Annotated in this window: 26 protein-coding genes; 22 read left to right on the top strand and 4 right to left on the bottom strand. The window is 50.4% G+C overall.

Annotated elements, in window-relative coordinates:
* Positions 1-84 precede the first annotated feature (84 nt).
* From VLE72_03880 to VLE72_03860, 5 genes are all read left to right on the top strand, one after another.
* A complete protein-coding gene (locus tag VLE72_03880) occupies positions 85-975 on the top strand; it encodes a 2-dehydropantoate 2-reductase N-terminal domain-containing protein (GenBank protein HSX15012.1) in 891 nt (296 codons plus the stop codon).
* On the top strand, positions 968-2,104 hold the full coding sequence (locus VLE72_03875) for an FGGY family carbohydrate kinase (protein HSX15011.1): 1,137 nt from the start codon (positions 968-970) through the stop codon (positions 2,102-2,104). Before VLE72_03880 ends, VLE72_03875 begins: the two co-directional genes overlap by 8 nt.
* Before the next feature lie 161 nt (positions 2,105-2,265).
* Positions 2,266-2,670, top strand: coding sequence for a peptide-methionine (R)-S-oxide reductase MsrB (gene msrB / locus VLE72_03870; GenBank protein HSX15010.1), 405 nt, complete (start codon positions 2,266-2,268; stop codon positions 2,668-2,670).
* Positions 2,657-3,193, top strand: a complete 537-nt coding sequence (gene msrA / locus VLE72_03865; GenBank protein ID HSX15009.1) for a peptide-methionine (S)-S-oxide reductase MsrA — start codon at positions 2,657-2,659, stop codon at positions 3,191-3,193. The genes msrB and msrA overlap by 14 nt, the downstream gene beginning before the upstream one ends.
* A gap of 90 nt (positions 3,194-3,283) precedes the next feature.
* Positions 3,284-4,483: a hypothetical protein gene (locus VLE72_03860; GenBank protein HSX15008.1), complete on the top strand. Its 1,200-nt coding sequence runs from the start codon at positions 3,284-3,286 to the stop codon at positions 4,481-4,483.
* 56 nt (positions 4,484-4,539) lie between these two features.
* Here the strand turns inward: VLE72_03860 and VLE72_03855 are convergent, their stop codons facing one another.
* Entirely contained in the window at positions 4,540-4,821 is a 282-nt protein-coding gene (locus VLE72_03855) for an RNA-binding protein (protein HSX15007.1), read from the bottom strand.
* Positions 4,822-5,005: 184 nt separating this feature from the next.
* Here VLE72_03855 and VLE72_03850 point away from each other — a divergent pair, with 184 nt between their 5' ends.
* The 5 genes from VLE72_03850 to VLE72_03830 are packed head-to-tail and all read left to right on the top strand — an operon-like array spanning position 5,006 to position 8,244.
* Positions 5,006-6,052: an ATP-binding cassette domain-containing protein gene (locus VLE72_03850; protein HSX15006.1), complete on the top strand. Its 1,047-nt coding sequence runs from the start codon at positions 5,006-5,008 to the stop codon at positions 6,050-6,052.
* Positions 6,049-6,825, top strand: coding sequence for an ABC transporter permease (locus VLE72_03845; GenBank protein HSX15005.1), 777 nt, complete (start codon positions 6,049-6,051; stop codon positions 6,823-6,825). Before VLE72_03850 ends, VLE72_03845 begins: the two co-directional genes overlap by 4 nt.
* 30 nt (positions 6,826-6,855) lie before the next feature.
* A complete protein-coding gene (locus VLE72_03840) occupies positions 6,856-7,905 on the top strand; it encodes an alpha/beta fold hydrolase (protein ID HSX15004.1) in 1,050 nt (349 codons plus the stop codon).
* A 5-nt stretch (positions 7,906-7,910) separates the two neighbouring features.
* A complete protein-coding gene (locus VLE72_03835) occupies positions 7,911-8,081 on the top strand; it encodes a hypothetical protein (protein ID HSX15003.1) in 171 nt (56 codons plus the stop codon).
* Positions 8,074-8,244 carry a hypothetical protein gene (locus VLE72_03830; GenBank protein ID HSX15002.1) on the top strand — a complete coding sequence of 57 codons (171 nt, stop codon included), beginning with the start codon at positions 8,074-8,076 and terminating at the stop codon, positions 8,242-8,244. The genes VLE72_03835 and VLE72_03830 overlap by 8 nt, the downstream gene beginning before the upstream one ends.
* Here VLE72_03830 and VLE72_03825 read toward each other — a convergent pair.
* On the bottom strand, positions 8,241-8,585 hold the full coding sequence (locus VLE72_03825; GenBank protein ID HSX15001.1) for a DoxX family membrane protein: 345 nt from the start codon (positions 8,583-8,585) through the stop codon (positions 8,241-8,243). The two genes, VLE72_03830 and VLE72_03825, sit on opposite strands and share 4 nt — an antisense overlap.
* Positions 8,586-8,659: 74 nt before the next feature.
* Between VLE72_03825 and VLE72_03820 the strand changes: the two genes are divergently transcribed.
* The 4 genes from VLE72_03820 (at position 8,660) to VLE72_03805 (ending at position 11,507) form a co-directional block, all read left to right on the top strand.
* Positions 8,660-9,082 (top strand): cupredoxin domain-containing protein, encoded by a 423-nt coding sequence (locus VLE72_03820; GenBank protein ID HSX15000.1) that lies wholly within the window; start codon positions 8,660-8,662, stop codon positions 9,080-9,082.
* Between the two features lie 60 nt (positions 9,083-9,142).
* Positions 9,143-9,775, top strand: coding sequence for a hypothetical protein (locus VLE72_03815; protein ID HSX14999.1), 633 nt, complete (start codon positions 9,143-9,145; stop codon positions 9,773-9,775).
* The gene (locus VLE72_03810; GenBank protein ID HSX14998.1) at positions 9,775-10,764 is read left to right on the top strand and encodes a DoxX family membrane protein; all 990 of its coding nucleotides are present in this window, start codon (positions 9,775-9,777) and stop codon (positions 10,762-10,764) included. Before VLE72_03815 ends, VLE72_03810 begins: the two co-directional genes overlap by 1 nt.
* 215 nt (positions 10,765-10,979) lie before the next feature.
* Complete coding sequence (locus tag VLE72_03805; protein ID HSX14997.1) at positions 10,980-11,507, top strand: hypothetical protein; 528 nt, start codon at positions 10,980-10,982, stop codon at positions 11,505-11,507.
* A gap of 1 nt (position 11,508) precedes the next feature.
* On the opposite strand, the gene VLE72_03800 is transcribed toward VLE72_03805, so the two are convergent.
* Positions 11,509-12,009, bottom strand: coding sequence for a VIT1/CCC1 transporter family protein (locus VLE72_03800; protein ID HSX14996.1), 501 nt, complete (start codon positions 12,007-12,009; stop codon positions 11,509-11,511).
* A gap of 55 nt (positions 12,010-12,064) precedes the next feature.
* Here VLE72_03800 and VLE72_03795 point away from each other — a divergent pair, with 55 nt between their 5' ends.
* Complete coding sequence (locus VLE72_03795) at positions 12,065-12,754, top strand: FAD-dependent oxidoreductase (GenBank protein HSX14995.1); 690 nt, start codon at positions 12,065-12,067, stop codon at positions 12,752-12,754.
* 2 nt (positions 12,755-12,756) lie between these two features.
* Positions 12,757-13,335 (top strand): methyltransferase domain-containing protein, encoded by a 579-nt coding sequence (locus VLE72_03790; protein HSX14994.1) that lies wholly within the window; start codon positions 12,757-12,759, stop codon positions 13,333-13,335.
* On the opposite strand, the gene VLE72_03785 is transcribed toward VLE72_03790, so the two are convergent.
* Positions 13,327-13,986 carry a hypothetical protein gene (locus tag VLE72_03785; protein HSX14993.1) on the bottom strand — a complete coding sequence of 220 codons (660 nt, stop codon included), beginning with the start codon at positions 13,984-13,986 and terminating at the stop codon, positions 13,327-13,329. The genes VLE72_03790 and VLE72_03785 overlap by 9 nt on opposite strands.
* 128 nt (positions 13,987-14,114) lie before the next feature.
* On the opposite strand from VLE72_03785, the gene tatA reads away from it, so the two are divergent.
* The 6 genes from tatA to VLE72_03755 all read left to right on the top strand — a co-directional run.
* Positions 14,115-14,285, top strand: a complete 171-nt coding sequence (tatA, locus tag VLE72_03780) for a twin-arginine translocase TatA/TatE family subunit (protein HSX14992.1) — start codon at positions 14,115-14,117, stop codon at positions 14,283-14,285.
* A 27-nt stretch (positions 14,286-14,312) separates the two neighbouring features.
* Complete coding sequence (gene tatC, locus VLE72_03775; protein HSX14991.1) at positions 14,313-15,260, top strand: twin-arginine translocase subunit TatC; 948 nt, start codon at positions 14,313-14,315, stop codon at positions 15,258-15,260.
* A gap of 94 nt (positions 15,261-15,354) precedes the next feature.
* Entirely contained in the window at positions 15,355-15,513 is a 159-nt protein-coding gene (locus tag VLE72_03770; protein HSX14990.1) for a twin-arginine translocation signal domain-containing protein, read from the top strand.
* Between the two features lie 103 nt (positions 15,514-15,616).
* Positions 15,617-19,072, top strand: coding sequence for a collagen-like protein (locus VLE72_03765; GenBank protein HSX14989.1), 3,456 nt, complete (start codon positions 15,617-15,619; stop codon positions 19,070-19,072).
* A gap of 11 nt (positions 19,073-19,083) precedes the next feature.
* The gene (locus VLE72_03760) at positions 19,084-21,210 is read left to right on the top strand and encodes a hypothetical protein (protein HSX14988.1); all 2,127 of its coding nucleotides are present in this window, start codon (positions 19,084-19,086) and stop codon (positions 21,208-21,210) included.
* Positions 21,207-22,800 (top strand): sulfatase-like hydrolase/transferase (locus tag VLE72_03755; protein HSX14987.1); only part of this gene is annotated, 1,594 nt, incomplete at its 3' end. The genes VLE72_03760 and VLE72_03755, both read left to right, overlap by 4 nt.

The following is a 22,800-nucleotide window of genomic DNA, read 5'->3' as shown; positions in this document are numbered from 1 at the left end:
AAAGGGGAGGGTGATCACAGATCGCCCTCCCCTTAAACAATTATTAATAACGGCTTCGCGGCCGTTTTTTGTTATGATTTGGGCATGCACGAATCAGTCGATCGCATTGCCATTATTGGAGCGGGGGCCATTGGTACAGCCGTTGGTGACCTTTTGAAACTGGCTGGTAAAACGGTGGCGCTTTGGGATAAAGATCCGGCCAAATCCAACGGCAATTCGCTGGCAGCCACCATTGCCCAAGCTCAAGTTATCATCCTGGCTGTGCCATCGTGGGCCAACCAACCAGCCGCCGCCGCCATCCCACCGCTGCTTTCAGCCCAAGATCATCCTTTAGTAATAACGCTGGCCAAAGGTGTAGAACCAGGTTTTGTGACTATGGATAAGGTGCTAGCCAGAGCCGCCAAGCAAAAATTTGATTATGGTTTGCTCTACGGTCCAATGTTGGCCGAAGAAATTGCGGGTGGCAAACAAAGTTATGGCTTGCTGGCCGTATCAGATCTGAAATGGCGGGGCTGCCTAGATGGCGTCAAAGGTCTTTGCTTGGCTTATACCCATGACGTCTCTAGTGTAGCCGTGGCCGGCACCCTGAAAAACATTTACGCCCTCGGCTTTGGCATCTGTGATGGTTTAAATTTGGGCTCCAATACCAAGGGCGCATTGGCATTAAAATCAGTCCGCGAAATGCGCGGTGTACTTACGGTAATGGATCTAGATCCAGGTCTGGCCGAAAGCTACGCTGGGTTAGCGGATTTACTGGCGACCGGCTGGAGTGAAACTTCGTTTAATTATCGCATTGGCAAAGCTTTGGCGGAGGGGCTTACCTCCAATGAGCATACTCAAGGCGAGGGTGTTAATGCCGTCAAAGAGATCACTTCGGTGCTAGAAATTTCGCGGTTTCCAGTTATGGATGCCATCTATCAGGTAGCAACTCACCAGCAAAAACCCGATTTTTTCACGGCGGTAATCGATGACTGATCCTGTTCTGGTCCTTGATGCCGGCACCACCAACATCAAAGCTTTGGCAATTGATCGAAGTCAAAAGGTGCTGGGTCGTTGGGTCGAGTCTGTCCAAACTTTACACCCACAGCCCGGTTGGGTTGAACAGGACGCCGAACAAATCCTAGCTTTGGTTGAAAAGCTGGCCGCTCAAGCAGTCGCTGTCCATCCCGACATCACAGCTGTCGGTCTGACCAACCAGCGTGAAACCACAGTGTTATGGGATGCAAACACCGGCCGAGCACTGCATCCTGCCATAGTTTGGGAAGATGATCGAACAGCATCGATCTGCCAGGAGTGGATGAACCAACCTGGCCTCCAAGCCAAAGTCAGAGAAAACACCGGCCTCGACCTTAAACCCTACTTTTCGGCTTCAAAAATGAAATGGCTACTTCAAAACGTCGATCTACCCAAGGCCTATAAGCTTGGCACGATTGATAGCTGGCTGATGATGAGGCTAACCGGTCAACACGTAACAGATATGACCAACGCTGCAAGGACCCTGCTGTTTGATATTCGCAAACGCCAGTGGGACCCAGGGTTGGCTCAGGCTTTTGGGATAGATACTTCATTGCTGCCAGAAGTCAAAGCTAGCTTTAGCGATTTTGGTAGTCTAACAATCGGACCAAAAACTATCCCGATCAGGGCGATTTTGGGCGATCAGCAAGCTAGCCTCTATGCGGCTGGAAACACCCCCGGTATCATCAAGGCCACATTGGGCACAGGTATATTTCCGATGAAGTTAGTCGGTCCGGATTTTATTTCTCAACCTGGTTTTTACACAACATTGGCCGTTGGCGAATCCAACCAACCGGTTTTTGCACTGGAGACTTATATCAAAGATGCCGCCTTGCGCGTTTCGCCAGTGCTGGATCAACCAGAGCAACTTGAGCTGGTTATGAAAAGTTTAGCGACCGAAGCCAGCCAACCGCTTTTGCAGCTAATCGATGAGTCTACAAAACAAGTAGTGGTCGATGGCGGTATTAGCCAAAACGATACCATCGTCGCCGAACTAGCCCGACTCTGCGGCCGGCCGGTCGTTCGATTGGCCCACTATGAGGGTACGGCATTGGGTGTAGCCAAACTAATTTTTGATAATATCAGATAGAAAATCGGTAATTAATGTGTGCAGGGCGAGCAACTTTTGTATTCATAGCGGTTGTGGTATATTAAGGGTACATCCTAGGTGGATGTTTTGAGTACAGGTACTGAAAGGGAAGGCCGGGAAGCCTTCTCTTTTTTGTTATGATGAATGGGGAGGACTAAGCGATGGAAAAACACGATGAAAACTATTGGAAAAACAAGCTGACCCCAGAGCAATATCACATTTTGCGGGAAAAGGGGACGGAGCCCGCTTTTACGGGTACTCTTTACAACCATAAAGGCGATGGGATGTATCGATGTGCTGCCTGCGGTCAGGATTTATTTAGCTCCAAAACAAAATTCGACTCCGGTAGCGGCTGGCCCAGTTTTTGGGAAGCTGTCGATAAGGACAAAATAAAGCTTCAGGATGATACCAGTTTGGGTATGAGCCGTACTGAGGTAACCTGCTCTAATTGCGGTAGTCATTTAGGGCACGTTTTCGATGATGGGCCCAAACCCACCGGCCAACGTTATTGCATTAATTCCAGTGCGCTCGACTTTGCGCCAAAGAAGGCTGATGGCAAAGACTGAATCAATCGTTCTAGGCGGCGGGTGCTTTTGGTGTTTGGAGGCAGCTTACCAAATGATTAATGGCGTCACCAAGGTCACATCCGGGTATTCTGGCGGCACCGTGCCCGATCCATCTTATTATGCCGTCTGCACTGGTCGTACTGGGCACGCTGAGGTCGTTAAGGTCGAGTTCGATCCTGGCATCATCAGCCTGGCCGACATCCTGGACATCTTTTGGGCCATTCACGATCCAACCACCCTCAACCGTCAGGGCTATGATGTTGGTACGCAGTACCGGTCCATAATCTTTTTTGAAAGCGAGGGTCAAAAGAGAATTGCCGAACAGTCAAAAGTCCAAGTAGCTAAGCTTTGGCCTAATAAGATTGTTACCACAATCGAACCACTGAAAGAATTCTTCCCAGCTGAGCCTGAGCACCAGAACTACTTTAAGAATCACCCCGAAAGGGCCTATTGCCAAGTCGTAATCAACCCCAAACTGGCCAAACTACGCCAGAAGTTTGCTGATAAACTCCTTAAGGAGTAGAGTTACTGTAACTTTGCACAATTAATCTGGTGTGTAAAAGTGAGAGCGTAAGAATAGCTCGAACTTATTTAAGACTAGCGAAAGACCAAAATGGCAAGGCAATCGTCCAAACAAGGCGGCGAGAGTAAAGTAGCCAGGCGCACTAGAAGCATATTGGCAGCTGTTTTAGTATTAATCGGTGCCCTCTCGGTCGCCGCCTTTGTAATGGTGCACTGGGCTGAGCGCCAACTCTTTGACACTAACAATTATGTGGATATGGTGGCGCCCTTGCCCAGCGACCCAACGGTTTCCAGCGCCTTGGGTAAGTATGTTGTCGACCAGCTCTTCACGTCCGTCGACGTTACTCAAAAACTGAGCGATGCCCTACCTGAAAAAGCGGCCTTTTTGGCTTCGCCACTGAGCCAACAGCTCCAAACCATCGCTGATAATACTGCCACCAAACTAATCGCCAGTGATCAATTTAGTGGTGTTTGGGTAACAGCTAATCGCGTGGCTCAAAGTCGTTTAATCGAAAAGGCCAGAGGCACAACTTCAAACGATTCCAACGAAACCAATTTAGAGCTCAAACTTAGTTCGATCAAAAACACCCTTAGCGATAGGCTCGGTAATGTCGGCCAATCGCTCTTTAGTAAAACTGACGTACCTCAAGGGGACAGCAACATAAACCTTGATCTGGGCGAGAAATTCTCAATTTTCCAGCATATCGTCAAATCAGTTGATTTTCTGGCTGGCGTTTTGCCCTACCTGATTTTAGCTAGTTTTCTGGGCGCTATCGCCATTGCTCGCCGCCGCCGCATTACAATCACGGCGGCTTCCATCACAGTAGCCGTTCTATCACTCCTGCAGTTGATTGGGATCAAGGCTTTGCGCCCGGAAATTATTAATCGAGTTCAAAATGTTAGTTACAAACCGGCCGCTGGCCTGCTCTATGATCGAATGCTAGCGTCTTTTAACCATATTGCCACCATTTCCTTGATACTTTCGCTATTCACCTGGGGCTTCGCCCTGTTTGCTGGGCCCGCGCCTTGGGCGGTGGCTACCCGACACTGGCTGCGCCTGGATCAACTCAATAAAACTAGCATTGGTCAAACCTGGGCCAAGTTTCGCCAGCAAGTTGGCGAGAATAAGTACTACATTTGGGGTGGCGGAGCCATTTTGATGCTAGCCGGCCTCGCCTTTGCCGTCTCTACCGACTGGCAGGGCTTGATCAAAGCTTTGATGCTGACGGCCTCTTTTATTTCGATCGTCGAACTGCTCGCTCCCAGACCGACCCAAATTGCTACGGCTTAACCGCCCCAAAAACAATAGCCCCCGGCTGGGGGCTATTGTTTTTCTAGTTAACTAAACTAAAATTCGCGGCGAAATCCGCCTTCGCGTCGCTCCATCGGGCGAGCAATACTGACCATGATCTTGCGACCTTGCTGTTCAGTATCGTTTAGGGCCTCGATAGCAGCCTTGGCTTCATCATCGTTAGAGAATTCGACAAAGCCGAATCCCTTCGACCGGCCGCTGTCGCGATCGGTGATGACCTTGGCTGAAGTTACTTCGCCATGAGCGGCGAACATTTGTTGTAATTCATCGTCAGTCACACTGTACGGTAGACCTCCGACGTAGAGTTTGGTAGCCATGGGCTCCTCCAAATTAAATTTGTGCAGTCGATCCTTCTGATAGATACGTTTACTGCACAAACAAGGGCACACGGCTATAGAAGTTATTCTGCGCCTGAATTATAACATAAATCTGGGTTTAGCAAAGAAAAATAGCTATTTCAGTGGTATTTGTAAAATCGAACTTAATTGACCGATTGGGATTTTGAATGAAACCAAGCTGCAATTGTCTGGTATTATCGATAAAGTGAAGGACCAAGATCCAACTAGCAACCAGCATGCCTTTGTAGCCAAAGGCGTCTTTAAATACTTCGATGACGTTAAAGCTTTGGACGGTGTCAGTCTGGCAGCTGAGGCCGGTAAAATTTTTGCTTTACTCGGGCCCAACGGTGCTGGCAAAACCACTTTAGTACGAATGCTTTCGACGCTTTCGGTACCGGATCGGGGCGACATTAAAGTCTTAGGCATCGATGCTATTAAGGATCCACAAAAGGTCAGGGAAGTGGTTGGTCTGGCCGGCCAATATGCGGCCATCGATGAATTTTCAACCGGATACGAAAATATTTATATGACTGGGCGGCTGTATCATCTGGGTCATGAAGAGACCAAAAAACGGACCCTGGATCTACTCGATCGCTTGCAATTAACTGATGCCGCTAATCGACCGGTCAAAAATTATTCCGGTGGGATGCGCCGCCGCTTGGATCTGGGAGCCAGCCTGATTGGTCAACCCAAGGTCCTCCTGCTCGATGAACCAACTACCGGCCTCGATCCCGCCACACGCTTGAACCTTTGGGAAATCATCCGCGAACTTGTCCGCGAAGGCCGCAGTATTCTTTTAACCACTCAATATCTGGAAGAAGCTGACGAACTGGCCGATCAGATTGCAGTGATGAACTACGGCAAAATTATCGCCGAAGGCACCAGTGATTCGCTGAAGGCCAAACTTGGTGGAGACGTCGTTGAATTAGAACTGGCCCATGCCGACGATTCTGCCAAAACCATCAAAGCTGTTGAGGGTATCGCCAAAAGACATCCAACCAGGGAAGACGGCGGCAACAACATTACCGTGCCAGTTGAGCACGGCGCCAAGGATTTACTAGCGATTGTTCAGGCCCTGAACGAGGCCAAAGTCGAATTAGCCGCCATTGCTCTGCATCGGCCTTCGCTCGATGACGTCTTTTTGAACTTAACGGGCAGACGAACTGAATCAGAAAAAGCCGAGGCTGCTGCCAAAGGCGGAAGATCATGAACATTAGTTGGGGACTAGTTGATACCGTTACCATCACCAAGCGCAATTTGCGCCGTTATTTACGTTTGCCTCAATTGGTCTTCTTCTCTTCGATCCAACCGATCATGTTCTTGGTGCTGTTCAACTTTGTCTTTGGCGGCGCCATCGGTTTGGCAGCCGGTGTTCCGGGCGGAAAATACATTAACTTTTTGCTACCAGGGATTCTTGTTCAAACGATCATGTTCGGTGGCGTTCAGACGGGCATTGGTTTAGCTGAGGACATGGGCAAGGGGATTATGGATCGCTTTCGCTCGCTGCCAATGAGTCGACTGGCAGTGCTGGCGGGCCGAACGCTATCCGATACAGTTCGAAATCTGGTCGTAACAGCAATCATGATTACGGTTGGATTTATTTTAGGTTTTAGGTTTCAGAACGGTTTTTTTGGAGCCATTGGGATGGTTGCTTTGACGGTGACTTTTGGCTATGCCATTTCTTGGGTATTTGCATTTATTGGTATGAAAGTTAAGGACGCTGAAACGGCTCAACTGGCTACCTTTCTTTTTATTTTCCCCCTGACTTTTGCCAGTGCTGCCTACGTGCCGATTGAAACCATGCCCTCATGGCTACAGGCCTTCGCTAATCACCAACCAGTAACCCAGGTCGTTAATGCCGGTCGTTACTTAGCTCTCGGCGCCGGTAGTGTTAGTTCGGTTTGGAGGTCAATATTTTGGATCATAGGAATAATGATAGTTTTTGTGCCGCTTTCGATTCGCGAATACAAGCGTATGGCCTAGATCAAGCCATTTTGGCGTTATGATAAGTGGGTGAAAGGCAAGCTTAATTATGTGGTTGTGGCTGTACTACTGGTGGCCAGTTTGGGCGCCAGCGGAGCCAGCTATTGGAATCGCCATCACTCGAACCAAATTCAACCAACCCAAACACCTAGATCTGCAAGTCAGCCCCAGGCAACTCCAGCGCCGGCGCTGAATCCGCTCCAAATCGACGCCATTCGTAGCCGAAGCTATCCGGCTAGCCAATTGGTAACTGAAACTGATCTGGGGGACCAAGGTGGCTATCATAGCTATATTGCCTCCTACACTTCGGATGGGTTAAAAATTTTTGCGCTGCTAGCGGTGCCAACGTCGCCCGAACCAGCCGGTGGCTGGCCAGTTATCATTTTTAATCACGGCTACATCGACCCAGCGCAGTACCAAACCGCCAGTAGCTACCGGGATTGGGTCGCCACTCTGGCCCGGGCCGGCTTCATGGTGGTCAAACCCGACTACCGCGGCAATGCGGGTAGCCAGGGTCAACCTGAGGGTGGGCACTTTTCGCCGGTTTACGCCTACGATGTACTCAACCTCATCAGCACTCTCAAACAATATCCCAAGGCCAACGCCAATCGGATCGGTCTGTTTGGCCACAGTATGGGCGGGCACGTTAGCCTGCGCACAATTGTCGCCTCTCCAGACGTTAAAGCTACCGTCGTTGCGGCTGGCGTGGTTGGCTCGTTCAACGACATTTTTTACAATTGGCCCAATAGTCCTGCCCCTAACGATCGGCCGCTGGCCTTAGTTCAGGGTATTCGCCAACATTTAATCGATCAGTTCGGTACACCCAAAACTGATCCGGATTTTTGGAACAGTGCTTCAGCCATCAACTACGTTGGCGACATTACCGGTGCCGTTCAAGTCCACCAGGACATCGGCGATACCGTTGTCCCAAAAATTTTCTCCGACCATTTGGTCCGGGCCTTACAGCAAAGTTCAAAACCAGTTGAATATTACCTCTACCCTGGCAACGACCATAACTTTACCGCCGATCGCAGCCTGCTGATGCAACGCGCCATTGCTTTTTACCGGAGCCATTTATGATTTGGATGGTGGCTCACCATACGCCGATTGATGCGCCCGAAAATTGGGCAGTCGCCCTACCAGCCTTAGCTCTAATTTGGCGACCAATCCGTGATATCGCCCGGCGAACCATGGTCAAAATCAAAACCTGGGTTTATCCTAATCATAAGCAGAAAGGAGGTGAGTTAGATGAGTGAGAAAATGAAAGCCTGTTTTAAACCCCATGTCTTAATGCATAGTTTATTTGGCTTAGGATTAGGTTTAGTCCTAGCCACAGTTTTTACAAGTCTATCCAATGTTTGGGTAGGCGTGGCTGTGATGGTGGTTGCCGTGGTATTGGATATGATGCGTAAAAGCTAACTCTCAAGGACGGCTAGCGCCCAGGCGGCAAAGAATATTGTGATGTCGCGGAAGGTCACATCGAATACGTGAAGGTTGGCTAGTATAATGCCAGCTGTCATGAGCATAGTGGCCCAAGCGGCGTCTTTAGTACGCCAACCCGATAGCAGCCACAGACCCAAACCAACTTGTAACAACGAAAAGACCTTTAGCCAGACTTCGCGTGATCCAAATGAATCCAACAGACTGGGCAGATACCCAATCCAATTGTTGGGATGAATTGTGGCACTCGCGGCGGCGTAGAGGAAAACACTGGCTAGCCCGATCCGAAGTAACAGTTTGGCTGTGCGGCTTTGTTGCATATAGTTATTAAACCTTTATCCTTATGCTTAATGCAAGCTGAATAAATTGTTAGAATGTTAGCTGGAGGATAAATATGAAATCGAAATATTGGATTATCGGCATAGTTGTAGTGATTTTGGCAGTCGGTGGCATTATAGTGGCCCGGTCTGGTAACAATAGCAATTCAAACTCTACTAGCACCACATCGACCCAAAGCACTGACACTACCGGTCAAACGGCGCCACAGTCGGCCGCCACCATTACTTACACCGGCAGCGGCTTTTCGCCTAACACCATAACCGTCAAAGCCGGCGATACCATTACCATCATGAACGCCTCATCTCGCTCGCTCCAGTTGGATTCTAACCCCCACCCGGCCCATACCGACAACACCGAACTAAACGTCGGCGCTGTAGCGGCAGGTCAAAGTGCCACTTTTACGATCAGCAAAACCGGAACTTGGGGTTATCACAACCACCTAGAAGCCAGCCAAACCGGTTCAATCACCGTTCAGTAAATCACGGCCATTTTCTCGATTACGCTTACGCTTTTAGTGCCATAGTGCTATATTGGCCTTATGGCAGCATCAAAAGACACCTTGAACTGGGAAGTCTCGGTCGGTGTAACCTTCGCTTCTTTTATGAGCGCCGTATCGCTTTTCTTCACTGGAATTTTAATCGCCCAGTTTAGTTCGTTTGATTCAACTATCAAAGTCCCCCTGCTGTTTTTGATCATCTCGACCTTTAGCTTTATCTTTGCAGCCTCGATTTATTCAAATGCTGGCATCGAAATTTCTGCCGGTGAGCTGAACCTGGTTCAAAAATATTTGGAGTATGCTAACAACATTTTGGAATTTCTGGGACTCTACCTCTTTATTTTCGCAACGCCTCTAGTGATCGGGGCGGTTACCCACGATAAGTTTCTGCGCTTTGCTACAATTGCTGTTTCGAGTGTGGGTATTTTCCTTTATTCCCGCTCCAACTTTTCGATCTTGCATAAAGAAATCAAAAGCCGCTTGACTAAACAATGGTTAACGCTAGCCATAGTCGGGCTTGGTCTGGGGGTCGAGTTATCGCAGTTTGTCACCCAGGACTTTCGATTTTTAGACTACGGTTATCTTGCAGCTGTCCTACTTGCACTATTGATCGGTATGACTTGGCACTTCTGCCGCACCAGCAATCAATATGATGACTCAACTGGAGTAGTTTAATGCGTTTCTTTTTTGGTCACGAAGCCTACGTTACCAACCGACAAGCTTTTTTTAACGGCGTCAACGGCCCCGCACATACAACCATCGGCCAACTCATTAACCGACATCATCTCGCCCTATCTATTGGCCTAACTTTACTAATCACTTTGAGCTATTTAGTAGCCATTGGTTTATCAGCTTGGCCGCCAGTCGCGCGATTGGGTAAAAAATTTGAGCGCGGTGCCAAATTTGCACCCGCCCTTATCCGCATTGGTGTGGCCGCTGCCTTAATCCTGGCTGCCGCCAGTCACAGCATTTTTGGACCCGAACTTCAGTTGGGTGACGTGACTACAGGTACGACAGTGCTGCGGTTGCTCTTAATATTGATCGGTGCGCTGTTACTGGCCGGACTTGCGGTCCAACCAGCGGCCTGGCTGGGATTGGTTTTATTTTTCTTCATGGCTTTCTTCTGGCACACATACCTGCTAACCTACCTGACTTACTTCGGCGCCCTGATGGCCATCTTGATTATGGGAGGAGACGTCTACACGCTTGATGCCAAGCTTCGGTCAACCCCCATCAGCGGCTCATGGCTTAGGCGTTACCAAACTCAGGCCATCCCAATAATTAGAGTTTGTTTCGGTGTCGCTCTGATCTACACGGCGATCACAGTCAAATTACTCCACCCGGATCTGACAGTAGCAGTTTACAATCAATACCACTTGGCAAATTTCTTCCACATGAATGCCGATTACTTTGTGGCTGGCGCTGGCCTGGTCGAGCTGCTGGTGGGTTTTTGCATTGTGTTTGGACTGGCCTTACGCTGGACCCTATTCCTCCTTTTGGCCATGATGACCCTAGCCCTACTTTATTTTGGCGAAGTGGTTTGGCCTCATCTGATTCTCTACGTTCTTGCGATCGGTCTAATAATTTCACCCAAAGATCGCTATACTGTCGATCGCTGGATGAAGCCTTACATCGATAAAATTTTGGGTCGGGCTCAAGCATGATGCTAGCCCATCTTGAAGATGTGGGTACAGGTATTAGCCAAAATGACTCCGGCACTTACAGTTTTTCTGACATCAATAAACCGCTAGCTATCGGATTACTAATAGCAGTTATTATTACTATCGCTGTGGTTTATTTTGTCCTCGGGCGAATTAATAGACCTGGCCGACCTTCCGACTAGCTTGTAGTCTACCTGTTCTGCCGTTAAGATTGTGGAATGAAACGCTTCTGGATCATATTAGTAGGTGCCGTGATTGTCCTAGTTGGTATCTTTGTCTTAGGTAATCACAGCTCGAAATCTGGCTCCAGTCAATCTTCGACGGCGCCGGCTATCAACGGCATTGAATGTCAGACCGAAATGGTCAAAGTCCACTGGCATGCCCATTTAACTATGATCAACGATGGCCAAAATGTTGAAGTGCCGGCTGGCATCGGTATCAATAAAGACGCCAACTGCCTGTATTGGCTTCATACCCACCAAACCGATGGCATTATTCACATTGAATCTCCAGAGCGCACCAATTTTACCCTTGGCGATTTCTTTGCCGTTTGGGGCCAGCCGCTTAGCACAACTGAAGCCGGCGCTATCTCCGCTGCCAGCGGCCAAACCTTGCGCTTCTACGTCAATGGCCAGCCCTACCCTGGTGACCCACAGCAGCTCCCCTTGAACCAGCACGATGTTATTACGGTTGAATCAGGCCAGGTGGTGGCTCCGCCGCCCTATACTTTCCCGGCCGATCTTTAACTCAAACCGCTTTTAAGAAATGGCCAACAATTACGCCAACGATCGCGGTAACTCCACCGATGAGTAGTATTTTGAGGCCACTGCGGGTAGCGTTCACACGCACTACCCGGCCTTTAACATAGCCCAGTATAAACAACCCAATTAGTGAGCAAAAAATACTAATGAATATGGATGAAGGGTAGGCGAAAACAATCACCGGCACGATTGGAATTGCACCGGCCAACAAATAAGCAAAGAACATCAAAGTGGCACTGACCATGGCGCTATCACCAGCCCGCCGGCGTTTGTTCATCTCGTGAACGGCTTCGTCGCTCAAAAACTCACCCGCTGCCATACTCATGGCCTCAATGGTGACAGCTACGATGGCGGCTAATAAAATCGTGGGTCGATGATGGGACCCGGCGCTGACGCCAGCCACAATGCCGGTGGTTGAAACCAAGCTGTCTTCGATACCAAAGATGGTGCTGCGGACGTATTCGCTGGTTCTGGTTAGTCTAGCCATTAGCGTTATTGTAGTCGTTGCCATAAACTTCCGCAAAGCAGGCTATAATTAGCATGTGAAGTTAACTTTGATCGAAAAACGTCCAGAAGCGCCCGATGTCATCACCTTCGTCTTCAAGCCCGAGCAACCGCTATCCTGGCAGGCCGGCCAGTACTTGCATTACACATTACCGCATGACGATGCCGATGATCGCGGCGTTGAACGCTGGTTTACCATCTCGGCCGCTCCATTTGAGGCCAACCCGCAAATCACCACGCGGTTTTCGCCTAAGAGCAGCTCGTTTAAACGCCATTTACGCGCATTAACAGTTGGAGCTCAAATCGAAGCCGATGGCCCCGATGGCGATTTTGTCATCGAAGACGTCACTAACAGTTACGTTTTCATCGCCGGTGGCATTGGCATTACTCCATTTCGGTCTATCCTCAAGCAGGCTGATCATAAACAAGTCGCACTTGATGTGACTTTGCTTTATGGCAATCGTGATCTGGCCGGCACGGTCTTTTGGTCGGAGCTGCAAACTTTTGCCAATCTAAATCCTAAATTGATTATGAATAATATCCTAGAACCCAAACGTATTGATGCTCAAACCATCAAGGCTCTGCCCGACTACCAAACCAAGACCTATTACGTTTCAGGACCAGAACCAATGGTTGCGGCAATGGCGGCCATTCTAGATGAGTTGGGCATCTCAGCGGCTCAACAAAAGCATGATGATTTCCCCGGTTACGACTGGCCATTGGCCTAATCATGGATCAAGCCCAATACGATATTGATTATTACCGCCAAATTAACGCCGAAGAAGGGGAACAGGCTCGGCGTCTAGCCGAATTGCTGATCTGGAAGTACGCTCCAAAATCGGTTCTGGATGTGGGTTGTGCTACCGGACTATACCTCCGCCCGTTCCTAGACCAAGGCATCAAGGGTCAGGGCGTTGATTATGCCGAGGCGGCGGTGGCTGATGAAGTCCTCCAAATTCCACGAAGTGCCATCAAAATCGTCGATATCACCAAACAGTCAATTGGCGCTAGAGCCGATCTGAGCCTTTGCATTGAAGTGCTAGAACACATTCCCGAGTCAGGCGCGGCTTCCGCCATCAAACATTTAAGCCAGACCGCCCCGATCATTATTTTTTCGGCGGCTCAACCGGGCCAGGGTGGCCGTGGTCACATCAACTGCCAACCAAAGGAATATTGGCAGCAGCTTTTTACAAGCAACGGGTATGTTCGTGATGAGACAAGCGAAAACTACCTCAAAATCATCATGCAATCAGGCTATCACCTGGGCTGGCTGATTAATAATTTGATGATTTACCTAGCCTCAGCTTGAGTTGGTTGTGATATCCGAGTGGCGATCTTTGCGACGCTTCCATAGGATGAAAAAGACTACCAGTGCCGCTACAATTGCCAGAATCGACAAACTTAACCACAGCCACCACAATGATGAGCTAGCTTGCGGCGCGGCTTGATTTTGACTAGGGTTTGAGACCGATTGGTTCAGAGCAAAGAAGGTCATGTTAGCTTTACCATCGGTAATAGAGTTGAGGGCTATTTTGATATCGTCTTTGTTATCGCTAGTGACGTCATATTGCTTACTTTGCCCAACGTATAAGCGATCCTGAATTGGGGTCGAAGCAATGGTGAAAACGACATAGTCCGGCCCGATTTCGTTGATGGTAATGCTATGGCGCTCGGTGCCATTTAAGCCAGCGACGTCAAAATAAACTACTTGGTTTACGACCAGGTCAAAAGTTTTACCGCCGGGTTGGAAAAAATCTTGAAAGTCATTGAGTAAAATGGCTTCTGGTTGGGCCGGCTGGGCCTGAGTCGAACTTTGGCTGCTACTGGCACACCCAGTATTGTAGGGACAATTGCCATAAGTTCCGTTGCCATAGGTCGTGGCCCAAGCTGTACCGGATGAAACAAGCATTAACCCGGCCAATAGGCCGATACCAACCATATTTATGATTCTTTGCTTCACCACTTTGCTCATGCTTACCTAAATGTTAGCACAAGACTGTAAATCTAGTCTGCTATGGGACCTCCGAGAGAGGTTTTACATCCGTCACTAAAGCGCTTATACTAAAGCTAATAATTGGTGGAGGATGTATGTTTGCAGGGAAATTCGAAGAGCTATTAATCGTATTGCTGATTATCCTGTTGCTCTTTGGGGCCAAAAAAATTCCCGAGCTTGCCCGCAGCATTGGTCAATCGATCAATGAGGTCAAGAAGGGTGTGGCCGGCGAGAGTTCAGACGACACTGTCGAAAAGAAAGCTTAGTTTTCTAAGCGGTACTTAGGACATATAGTGTCTCCATCGCTGACTTTTCACGATCACATTAAAGAGTTGCGGCATAGACTACTGTGGGTTCTGCTGGTGGTTGGTTTTGGTTCGATTTTGGGCTACGTTTTTCGGGGACCGATTATTTTGGTACTGCAGCGGCCGTTGGGCGCGCCTTTATTCTACAATTCCCCAGCCGGCAGCTTTAATTTCATCCTAAAAGTTTCCGGCCTGCTGGGACTAATGATGGCGCTGCCTTTGATTGTTTATAACTCGATTCGGTTTGTGGAGCCGGCCCTGCCGAACGTGCTCAAACGATTCTTGCTACTCAAGGTCATCATTTTCTCAACCATATTGGCCGCCTTGGGTGTGGCGTTCGGTTTCTTCATCATAATTCCGATGTCGCTGCACTTTTTTTCAAAGTATTCTAGTGCCGCCATTCAGCCGCTGATTTCGGCTGACGCCTATTTGTCGTTTGTTTCAAACACCCTGCTGACTTTTGCTTTGCTGTTTCAAATTCCTTTGATCGTGCTCTTCATTAATCGCATAAAGCCGATTAAGCCCTCAAAATTGTTGCGCTATCAGCGCCATGTGGTGGTATCGGCCTTCGTCTTGGCCGTCATTCTGCCTTTCACCTACGACCCAATTACCCAATTCGTCATGGCTATCCCGATTGTTTTTCTCTACTACTTATCAATAATTTTGGTTTGGATGGTTAATCGAAGAGTCGAATACCCAGCTGAAGCTGTGGGTGAGGTGGCTGAACCAAACTCCGAACTGCAGCTACCCACGGCTTTACCAGAAATCGCTGAACCCAAGCCTCGGCTGCGTCGCCAACACCCGGCCAACGTTTTGAATACAACTCTCGATGGGGTTAAGTTAGCCCGCAAAGATCGCCCAGCGACCCAGTTCAAGGCGCCACCAGCCATGCAGGTTAATCGCTATAACATTTTAGACTTAAGCCAGGAATCTTGACGTTTGGGTCATGAATCGATAGAGTAATACCAAAGCATAACTTTTTTGTGAGAACATGGTCAAAAAACCGATCGAACAACTTCTAACAAAGCCAATGAATCGCCGTGAATTTCTAGCTCACATTGGGGCTGGTGCTCTGGCGGTAGTCGGGGTTAGCGGCTTGGTCAAAACCCTGTCTGAATTTGGCGGGCAGCGTCACCAGATTTCCGGGTATGGATCGAGCTCCTATGGCGGCGGTGCCAAAAAACACTAATTTTCTGCCCTGAAAATCTTTGATTATTCCCTCAATCTAATCTAGAATAAGCACAAGTGGAATGTGCAGTTTTTTAGTTAATTACGAGGTAAATGTATAACCAATGGCACGGCTCCCAACACCAGGTGGAGATGACGGCACATGGGGTTCGATTCTTAATGACTTCCTGAACGTCGGGCATAATAGCGACGGCAGTCTTAAAGATGTCGTCAGTAAATCTGGCACTGATACTATCACCGGCGCCAAAACCTTTACCGTCTCGCCGACGGTACCAACTCCATCGTCTTCTGGCGATGCTACCACCAAGGCCTACGTTGATGCCACGGCTGGGGTCGGAGCCTCAGGCCCGACTGGCGCGACTGGCGCCACTGGACCGGCCGGTGCAACTGGTGCCGGTACCACCGGTGCCACCGGTTCGGCGGGCACTCAGGGTCTAACCGGCGCCACAGGTCCGGCTGGAGCCACAGGCACAACTGGAGCTACCGGCACCGCTGGGACAACCGGAGGGGTTGGCGCGACTGGCGCCACTGGGCCAACTGGTTCAGCCGGCACAACTGGTGCCACTGGTGCTGGTACCACCGGCGCCACTGGCCCGGTTGGTGCGACCGGTTCGCTTGGAGTCACCGGCGCAACCGGACCGCAAGGTGTTTCGGGTGGGTCAACTAACTGGACGGGTAATTGGGCAACCTCAACCCCATATGCGCAATTCGATGCAGTTAGCAACAATGGCTCAAGTTATATTTGTACCAGTGCTCACACCTCTGGGGCTTCGACCGAACCGGGAGTGGGCGGCAGTTGGCAAACGGTCTGGGCCTTACTAGCCGAAGCCGGCGCCACTGGGCCCACTGGTAACGATGGGGCCACTGGGCCAACCGGTACCACCGGAGCCACTGGACCGGCTGGCGCAACTGGCGCTCAGGGTACAACTGGCTCAACCGGACCGACTGGTTTAACCGGAGCCACTGGGGCTGTCGGCGGTTCAATTACTATTCCATACACTTTCTCGACTACCACCACCGATTCCGATCCTGGCAATGGCAACTTACGCCTAGACAACGCCACTCAGAGTAGCGCTACAACCATCCGAGCCGATTTGTTGGGCAGTGACACCACTGATTGGAGTGCAGTGCTGGCCACCTTTGCCGATAGCACCAATACGGTCAAAGGATACATTCGATTATTTAAAACCTTAGACACCACCAAGTGGTTGGTCTTTAGTGTTTCGGCTGTGGCTTCACCCAGCGGTTACAACAACATCTCAGTTGCAAATATCAGTGCATCATCGGCTAATCCATTTGCTAATGCCGATGCCATCACTCTCTCGTTTGAGCGCTCCGGTGATCGTGGTTCCGCTGGTACGACCGGAGGCCAAGGTGCCACCGGCGCTCAAGGTGCCACGGGGCCAGCTGGAGCCACCGGTTCAACTGGTACGCAGGGTGCCACAGGTTCAGCTGGGACGCAGGGTGCCACCGGAGCCGACGGCGCCACTGGGACGGCCGGTGCTCAAGGCGCCACCGGTACAGCTGGATCGGCCGGTCGTGATGCTGGGATCAAATACACCTATTCCACCAACACGACTGCTAGCGATCCTGGTACTGGTGTAATTAAGTTCAATTCGACGACGCTTTCGTCCATTAACGCTTTGCGTATTAGTGAGACGGACGGTGATAGCAACACTATCGATACGCTGATTCAAACTTGGGATGATAGCACGACTTCGGCTACCCGCACCACCATTACGATGGTCAAAGACGGTGCGCCGGGTAATGTTTTGGTTTTGCAAGTGGCCGGTGCCATTACCGATAACGGCACTTGGGATAACTGTACGGTCAGTTATGTAAATTCAAGCGGCAGTTTCGCTAACAACGATGTTGTAAAAATCTTTTACTCCCGCACTGGCGATGCCGGTGCGACTGGCCCGACTGGGGCCACTGGCACCACCGGCGCCACGGGAGTTGGTGCCACCGGTCCAACTGGTGCCACCGGGCCAACTACCGTGGCCGATAATGTCTTTACTGTCCAAGACGATGGCGACGCTACTAGGCAAATGCAGTTCCAATTGTCGGGTATTACAGCCGGCAATACGCGCACTCTGACGGTCCCAGATGCCTCTGGCACTATGACGCTGCTTGGCAATGCCTCGGTCGGTTCTGGCTCGGTGGTGCTCGCCAATACACCCACACTTACCACGCCAGTAATCGGGGCGGCTACCGGTACGTCGCTGGTATTGTCATCATTCATCAACGAAGCCAAGGGCACCGATGTGGCCTCTGGCACCACCACCAATATTGGCGCCGCCACCGGTAATTACATAAATGTTACTGGCACCACCACTATCACTGCCTTTGATACGGTTCAGGCTGGCACCCGTCGCATTGTCAAATTCACTGGAGCTCTAACCCTAACCCATAATGCCTCAAGCCTGATTTTGCCTGGTGGCGCTAACATCACCACTGTGGCTGGGGACACGGCCGAGTTTGTATCTCTCGGATCCGGCAACTGGATCTGCACGAGCTATGAACCCGTCACAGTGACGGGTTCAGGAAGTACAGTCAAGGCCACTTCACCCACCCTTGTTACACCAACTATTGGTGTAGCCACAGCCACATCAGTTAACAAGGTAGCCTTAACTGCACCGTCGTCATCCGCCACTTTGACAATTGCCGATGGCAAAACCCTAACCGCCAACAACTCCATAACGCTAGCCGGCACCGATACCACCACCATGACATTCCCGTCTACTTCTGCCACTATTGCCAGGACCGATGCCGCTAACACCTTCACCGGCCACCAAACCATTGAGGGCGTGACTAGTACCGGCGCGACCGGCACCGGCCAGTTCGTTTTTGATACTTCGCCGACTCTCGCCACACCAATCCTGACAACGCCAACAATCAATACCCCGACAATTACAGTCTGGAACAATTGGATATCTGATACCAACACCTGGACATACGCCACAAATACTTCTTACGCCAACACCTTTACCATTTCGTCGGCTACTGATTACACCACTACATTCGTCAAGGGTACTAGGATCAAGATGACTAACTCGACAGTTAAATATTTTGTGGTGATCGACTCAAGCTTTTCCTCAAATACCACAACGGTCACAATTAACGGGGGCGATACTTATGTGCTGGCCAACGCCGCTATCTCGGCCACCTTCTTTTCTTACGCTGCTAACCCAGCCGGTTACCCTACTTGGTTCGCCTACACGCCAACCTTGGTTGGTTGGTCGGCCAACCCGACAACTTTAGCTTATAGGTTCAAAGTCGATGGAAATACCTGCACAACGCTAGTTAGGCAGGGGACTAATGGCACTAGCAATGCCACGACTACGACTATTTCGCAGCCGATTGGATCGGGTACAGTCGCAAACGCCATATGGGCTGCGCCGCTTCAATTTACCGACAATAGCGTGGTTAGTACCACTCCGGGAGTTGTAACCTGCGGCAGTGCCACCACTGTATTCACCGTTAGAACTGACTACAACACTGCGGCCTGGACCAGTTCTGGTGGAAAAAAAGTACAATTTTCAATTAGTTACGAGATCTAGGCGGTAGTAGAATGGCACGATTACCTACACCCGGAGGAGATGATGGCACTTGGGGCAAGATCCTCAATGATTTTCTAGAAGTTGGCCTCAATAGTGATGGCACTCTTAAAGACGTCGTCTCAAAATCCGGTAGTGATACCATTACTGGTTCCAAAGTCTTCACCGCCTCACCAATGGTCCCAACCCCAACCCTCACCGGGGATGCCGCCAATAAGGCCTACGTAGATGCTACGGCTGGCCTGGGGGCCACCGGCCCGGATGGTGCCACCGGAGCGACCGGGCCTCGGGGTACTACTGGAGCTACTGGACCTCAAGGCGACCCCGGCAGTCTTGGTGCTACAGGCCCGGATGGCGCGACTGGCCCAGACGGTGCCACTGGTCCGGATGGTGCCACCGGCCCGAATGGTAGTACCGGTCCCCAGGGTCCCACCGGTGCCACCGGCCCGCGCGGCCATGTGGCTGGTGACACTTTCTTGTATACCTATGACAATGGCGACACTTCGGATTCCGACCCTGGCAATGGCAAGCTAAAGTTTGATAACGCCACCATCTCATCGGTCACCACTATCTACATTGACCTGCTTGATGCTGGAGGTACGGACTTAACCAGTTGGCTAGCGGCCTTGTTGGGCGGCACCATCAAACTATTTAACGATTCCGATCCAACCAAATTTGCCATCTTTAGCGTCAGTGCCGTCACGGTGGTAGCCGGTTACCGCAAGTTAGTTGTAACTTATTTAACAAGCAATGGCAGCCTTGGTACAACTGCTGGTGATCTGGCCGTCACCTTTGCGCCGTCCGGCCCCACCGGCCCCCCCGGTAACGCCAGCGTTCAAGGTGCCACAGGTGCCACTGGGCCGCTTGGTCCAGCCGGAGCAACTGGGGCCGGCGCAACTGGCGCCACCGGTTCGGCGGGCGGGGTTGGTTCCCAAGGCGCAACTGGCGCCACCGGTTCTACGGGGAGTGTTGGTTCTCAAGGCGCCACCGGCGCCACCGGATCTCAGGGCAACTTTGGGGGTAACAGTTTCTCATTTACCCTCGACACCTCAAGTACTGCCGATGCTGATCCAGGTAGCGGTAAACTTAGGCTCAACAACGCCACTATCTCATCGGTTTCCCAAGTATTTGTCGATATCTTTGACTCCAACGGCAGCAACCTGTCCACTTGGCTCGATAGCCTCACCGGCGGCATTATTAGGCTCTACAATAATTCCGTCCCTAACAAATTCGCTGTCTTTACAATTACAGCGGTCACTACGGGTACTGGCTACCGCAAGCTGAGCGTAACTTATCTGACCAGCAACTCGACTTTAAGTACAACCAGCGGAGATCTGGTGATGACCTATGCTGCCCAGGGTGATGCCTCCGAGATAACCTACAGCGGCACATTATCATCGACCTTTGTTGATGATGCTCTCGATGAGCTGGCTTCGGATGTTGTTAGCACCTTAACCGACTTACGGTCCAACGCCATACTAGTTGATGACTTTTATAGCGGCTTGACTCACGTGATTTGGAGCAATCCCACTACTCAGCCGATAAGCTCTATCGGTCAACTAAATTGGTCTATTGACGAGGGCTCAACCGGTACAATCTTGCCACCTTCGCTATTGGTACCATCCGACACGGGAGGCGGTATCTTCTATTTCGGTACTGGAACCACCTCCACCGGCTATGTCCAGATCAACTTAGGCCAGTATCAAATGGCAAGTGTACCAATCTTCATTAATGAGTGGCGTTTGAAAGTTGAGGCCCTCAATGATGGCAGCAACCAGTTTTCAACTTACTTTGGTCTTCATAACGGTATCAATACCGAGCCGACCAATGGCTTCTACTTTAAGTACAGTCCCTCCAGTACCACTTGGACTTGTGTGACAGCGGTGGGCGGAGTAAGGAACTCACTGGCTTCCAGCCCGGCTACTACGGTTGATACGTCGTATCATCGTTTCAGAATTTACTTCGATAGCACAAACGCACTTTTCTACATTGACGATGTCTTGGTAGCAACCAGTGCCAGTAGTCTGCCTGGAGCATTCAGTAATTACGGGCCATCGTTTAGCATAGTAAAATCGCTTGGCGCCACTAACCGAAAAGTCCATGTTGATTATTTCTATCTCCAGTACGGCGTTTCACGATGACCAATATCTTAGTTATTTTTGCTGATGATATGCGCTACGACACCTTGAAATACATGTGGCATGGTCGACGGCGATTATTAGCAGAGGGCTATCACTTTACGTCTAGTCGTCTAAATATCGGTCTTTGCCAGCCGGCCAGAACCGGTATTTTGACGGGCCAGTACAGCATGCGGCATGGTGTGCTGGATAATAATCAGGCCGACATCGATGGGGGTAATGTTGACCACAACAACACTGTGGGCCGGTGGGTACACGATAAAGGTTACGCAACCGCCATGATCGGTAAATATATGAACGGCGCTGGCACCTTCCATCCAAAACCAACTGGCTGGGACACTTGGCGGCACCTGACTTTGCCCGACACCCAGGATCCTTACCAATATGCTTCGGATAATGGGACATCCCAAACACACCCGGGTATATTTCAAATGACTTATTTAAAGCAGCAAGCGATCAGCTTTATGCAAACCGCCACTCAACCATGGTTTTTGTATTTGGCGCCAACTGTGCCACATTACCCATATACTCCACGCCCTGACCATTACCACAAATGGCACCGAATCCAGTGGCCGGTGGTTGACGAAGAGGACGTTAGCGACAAACCATCGTGGATCCAGTCATTGCCAGCATTAACCAAGGCCGATTTGAACCTCGCCAAAGGGTTAGCTAGAGATCAACTACGAGAGTTGCTCGTGCTTGACGAAACCATTGAAGCACTGTTTCAGCAATTGGAAACATCCAGCCAGCTAAGTAATACGGTGGTGATATTCCATAGCGACAACGGCATCCACTACTATGAACACCGCACCACAGGGCCATCGACCAAAAATACAGTCTATGACGTGTCAATACACGTACCGTTGATTATTAGGGGGCCGGGTATTCCGATCGGATCAGCCGACGTCCCAGTCAACAGCCAAGACGTCAGCGCCACTATTTCGGCCATTGCTGGGGCCTCACCATCTATTGCACTCGACGGAGTCGACCTGCGTGATATCATTAACAATCCTGCAACTTATGCAACCCGGGCCATCCCGCACGAGCTGAACGATAGTCTTGCCGATAACCTTGCCCCTCACCCCCCCGGTCTTGGCGTTACCACCAAAAACCGTAAACTCTACCGCTTTTTCACCACCGGAACCGACCAATACGAAATGTACGAGCTGGACAATGACCCCAACGAGCTCACAAATGTGGCCAATGACTCCGGTCATTTGAGCGAGCGGAACTCGCTTGAAGCCACGCTTAACTCTATTGATCCATATGCCCGCAACGCCGTTATACCTGGTAGTAGCGGTGATTATTTGGCCACTCCTTCGGCATCACCACTGGTTATTACCGGGGATATTGACGTTAGGGTAAAAGTAATGCTCAATGATTGGACGCCTAGTGCTGTTGTTATCTTATTTAGTAAATCCACTTCGGTGGCAAATCAAAGGGGTTGGCGCATTCGTGTTAATACTACCGGCATTATTGATTTCCAATGGTCAACGGCCGGAACCAGTTTCTTGACTGCCGCGATGTCTACTGCATCGGGATTCGTTGACGGCCACGGCCAGTGGGTCAGAGCAACTATGGATGTCGATAACG

It is taken from the genome of Candidatus Saccharimonadales bacterium, assembly GCA_035480635.1.
In the GTDB taxonomy this organism is placed as follows: Bacteria; Patescibacteriota; Saccharimonadia; order UBA4664; family DATIHN01; genus DATIHN01.
This window is presented reverse-complemented; position numbering and strand designations above follow the sequence as displayed.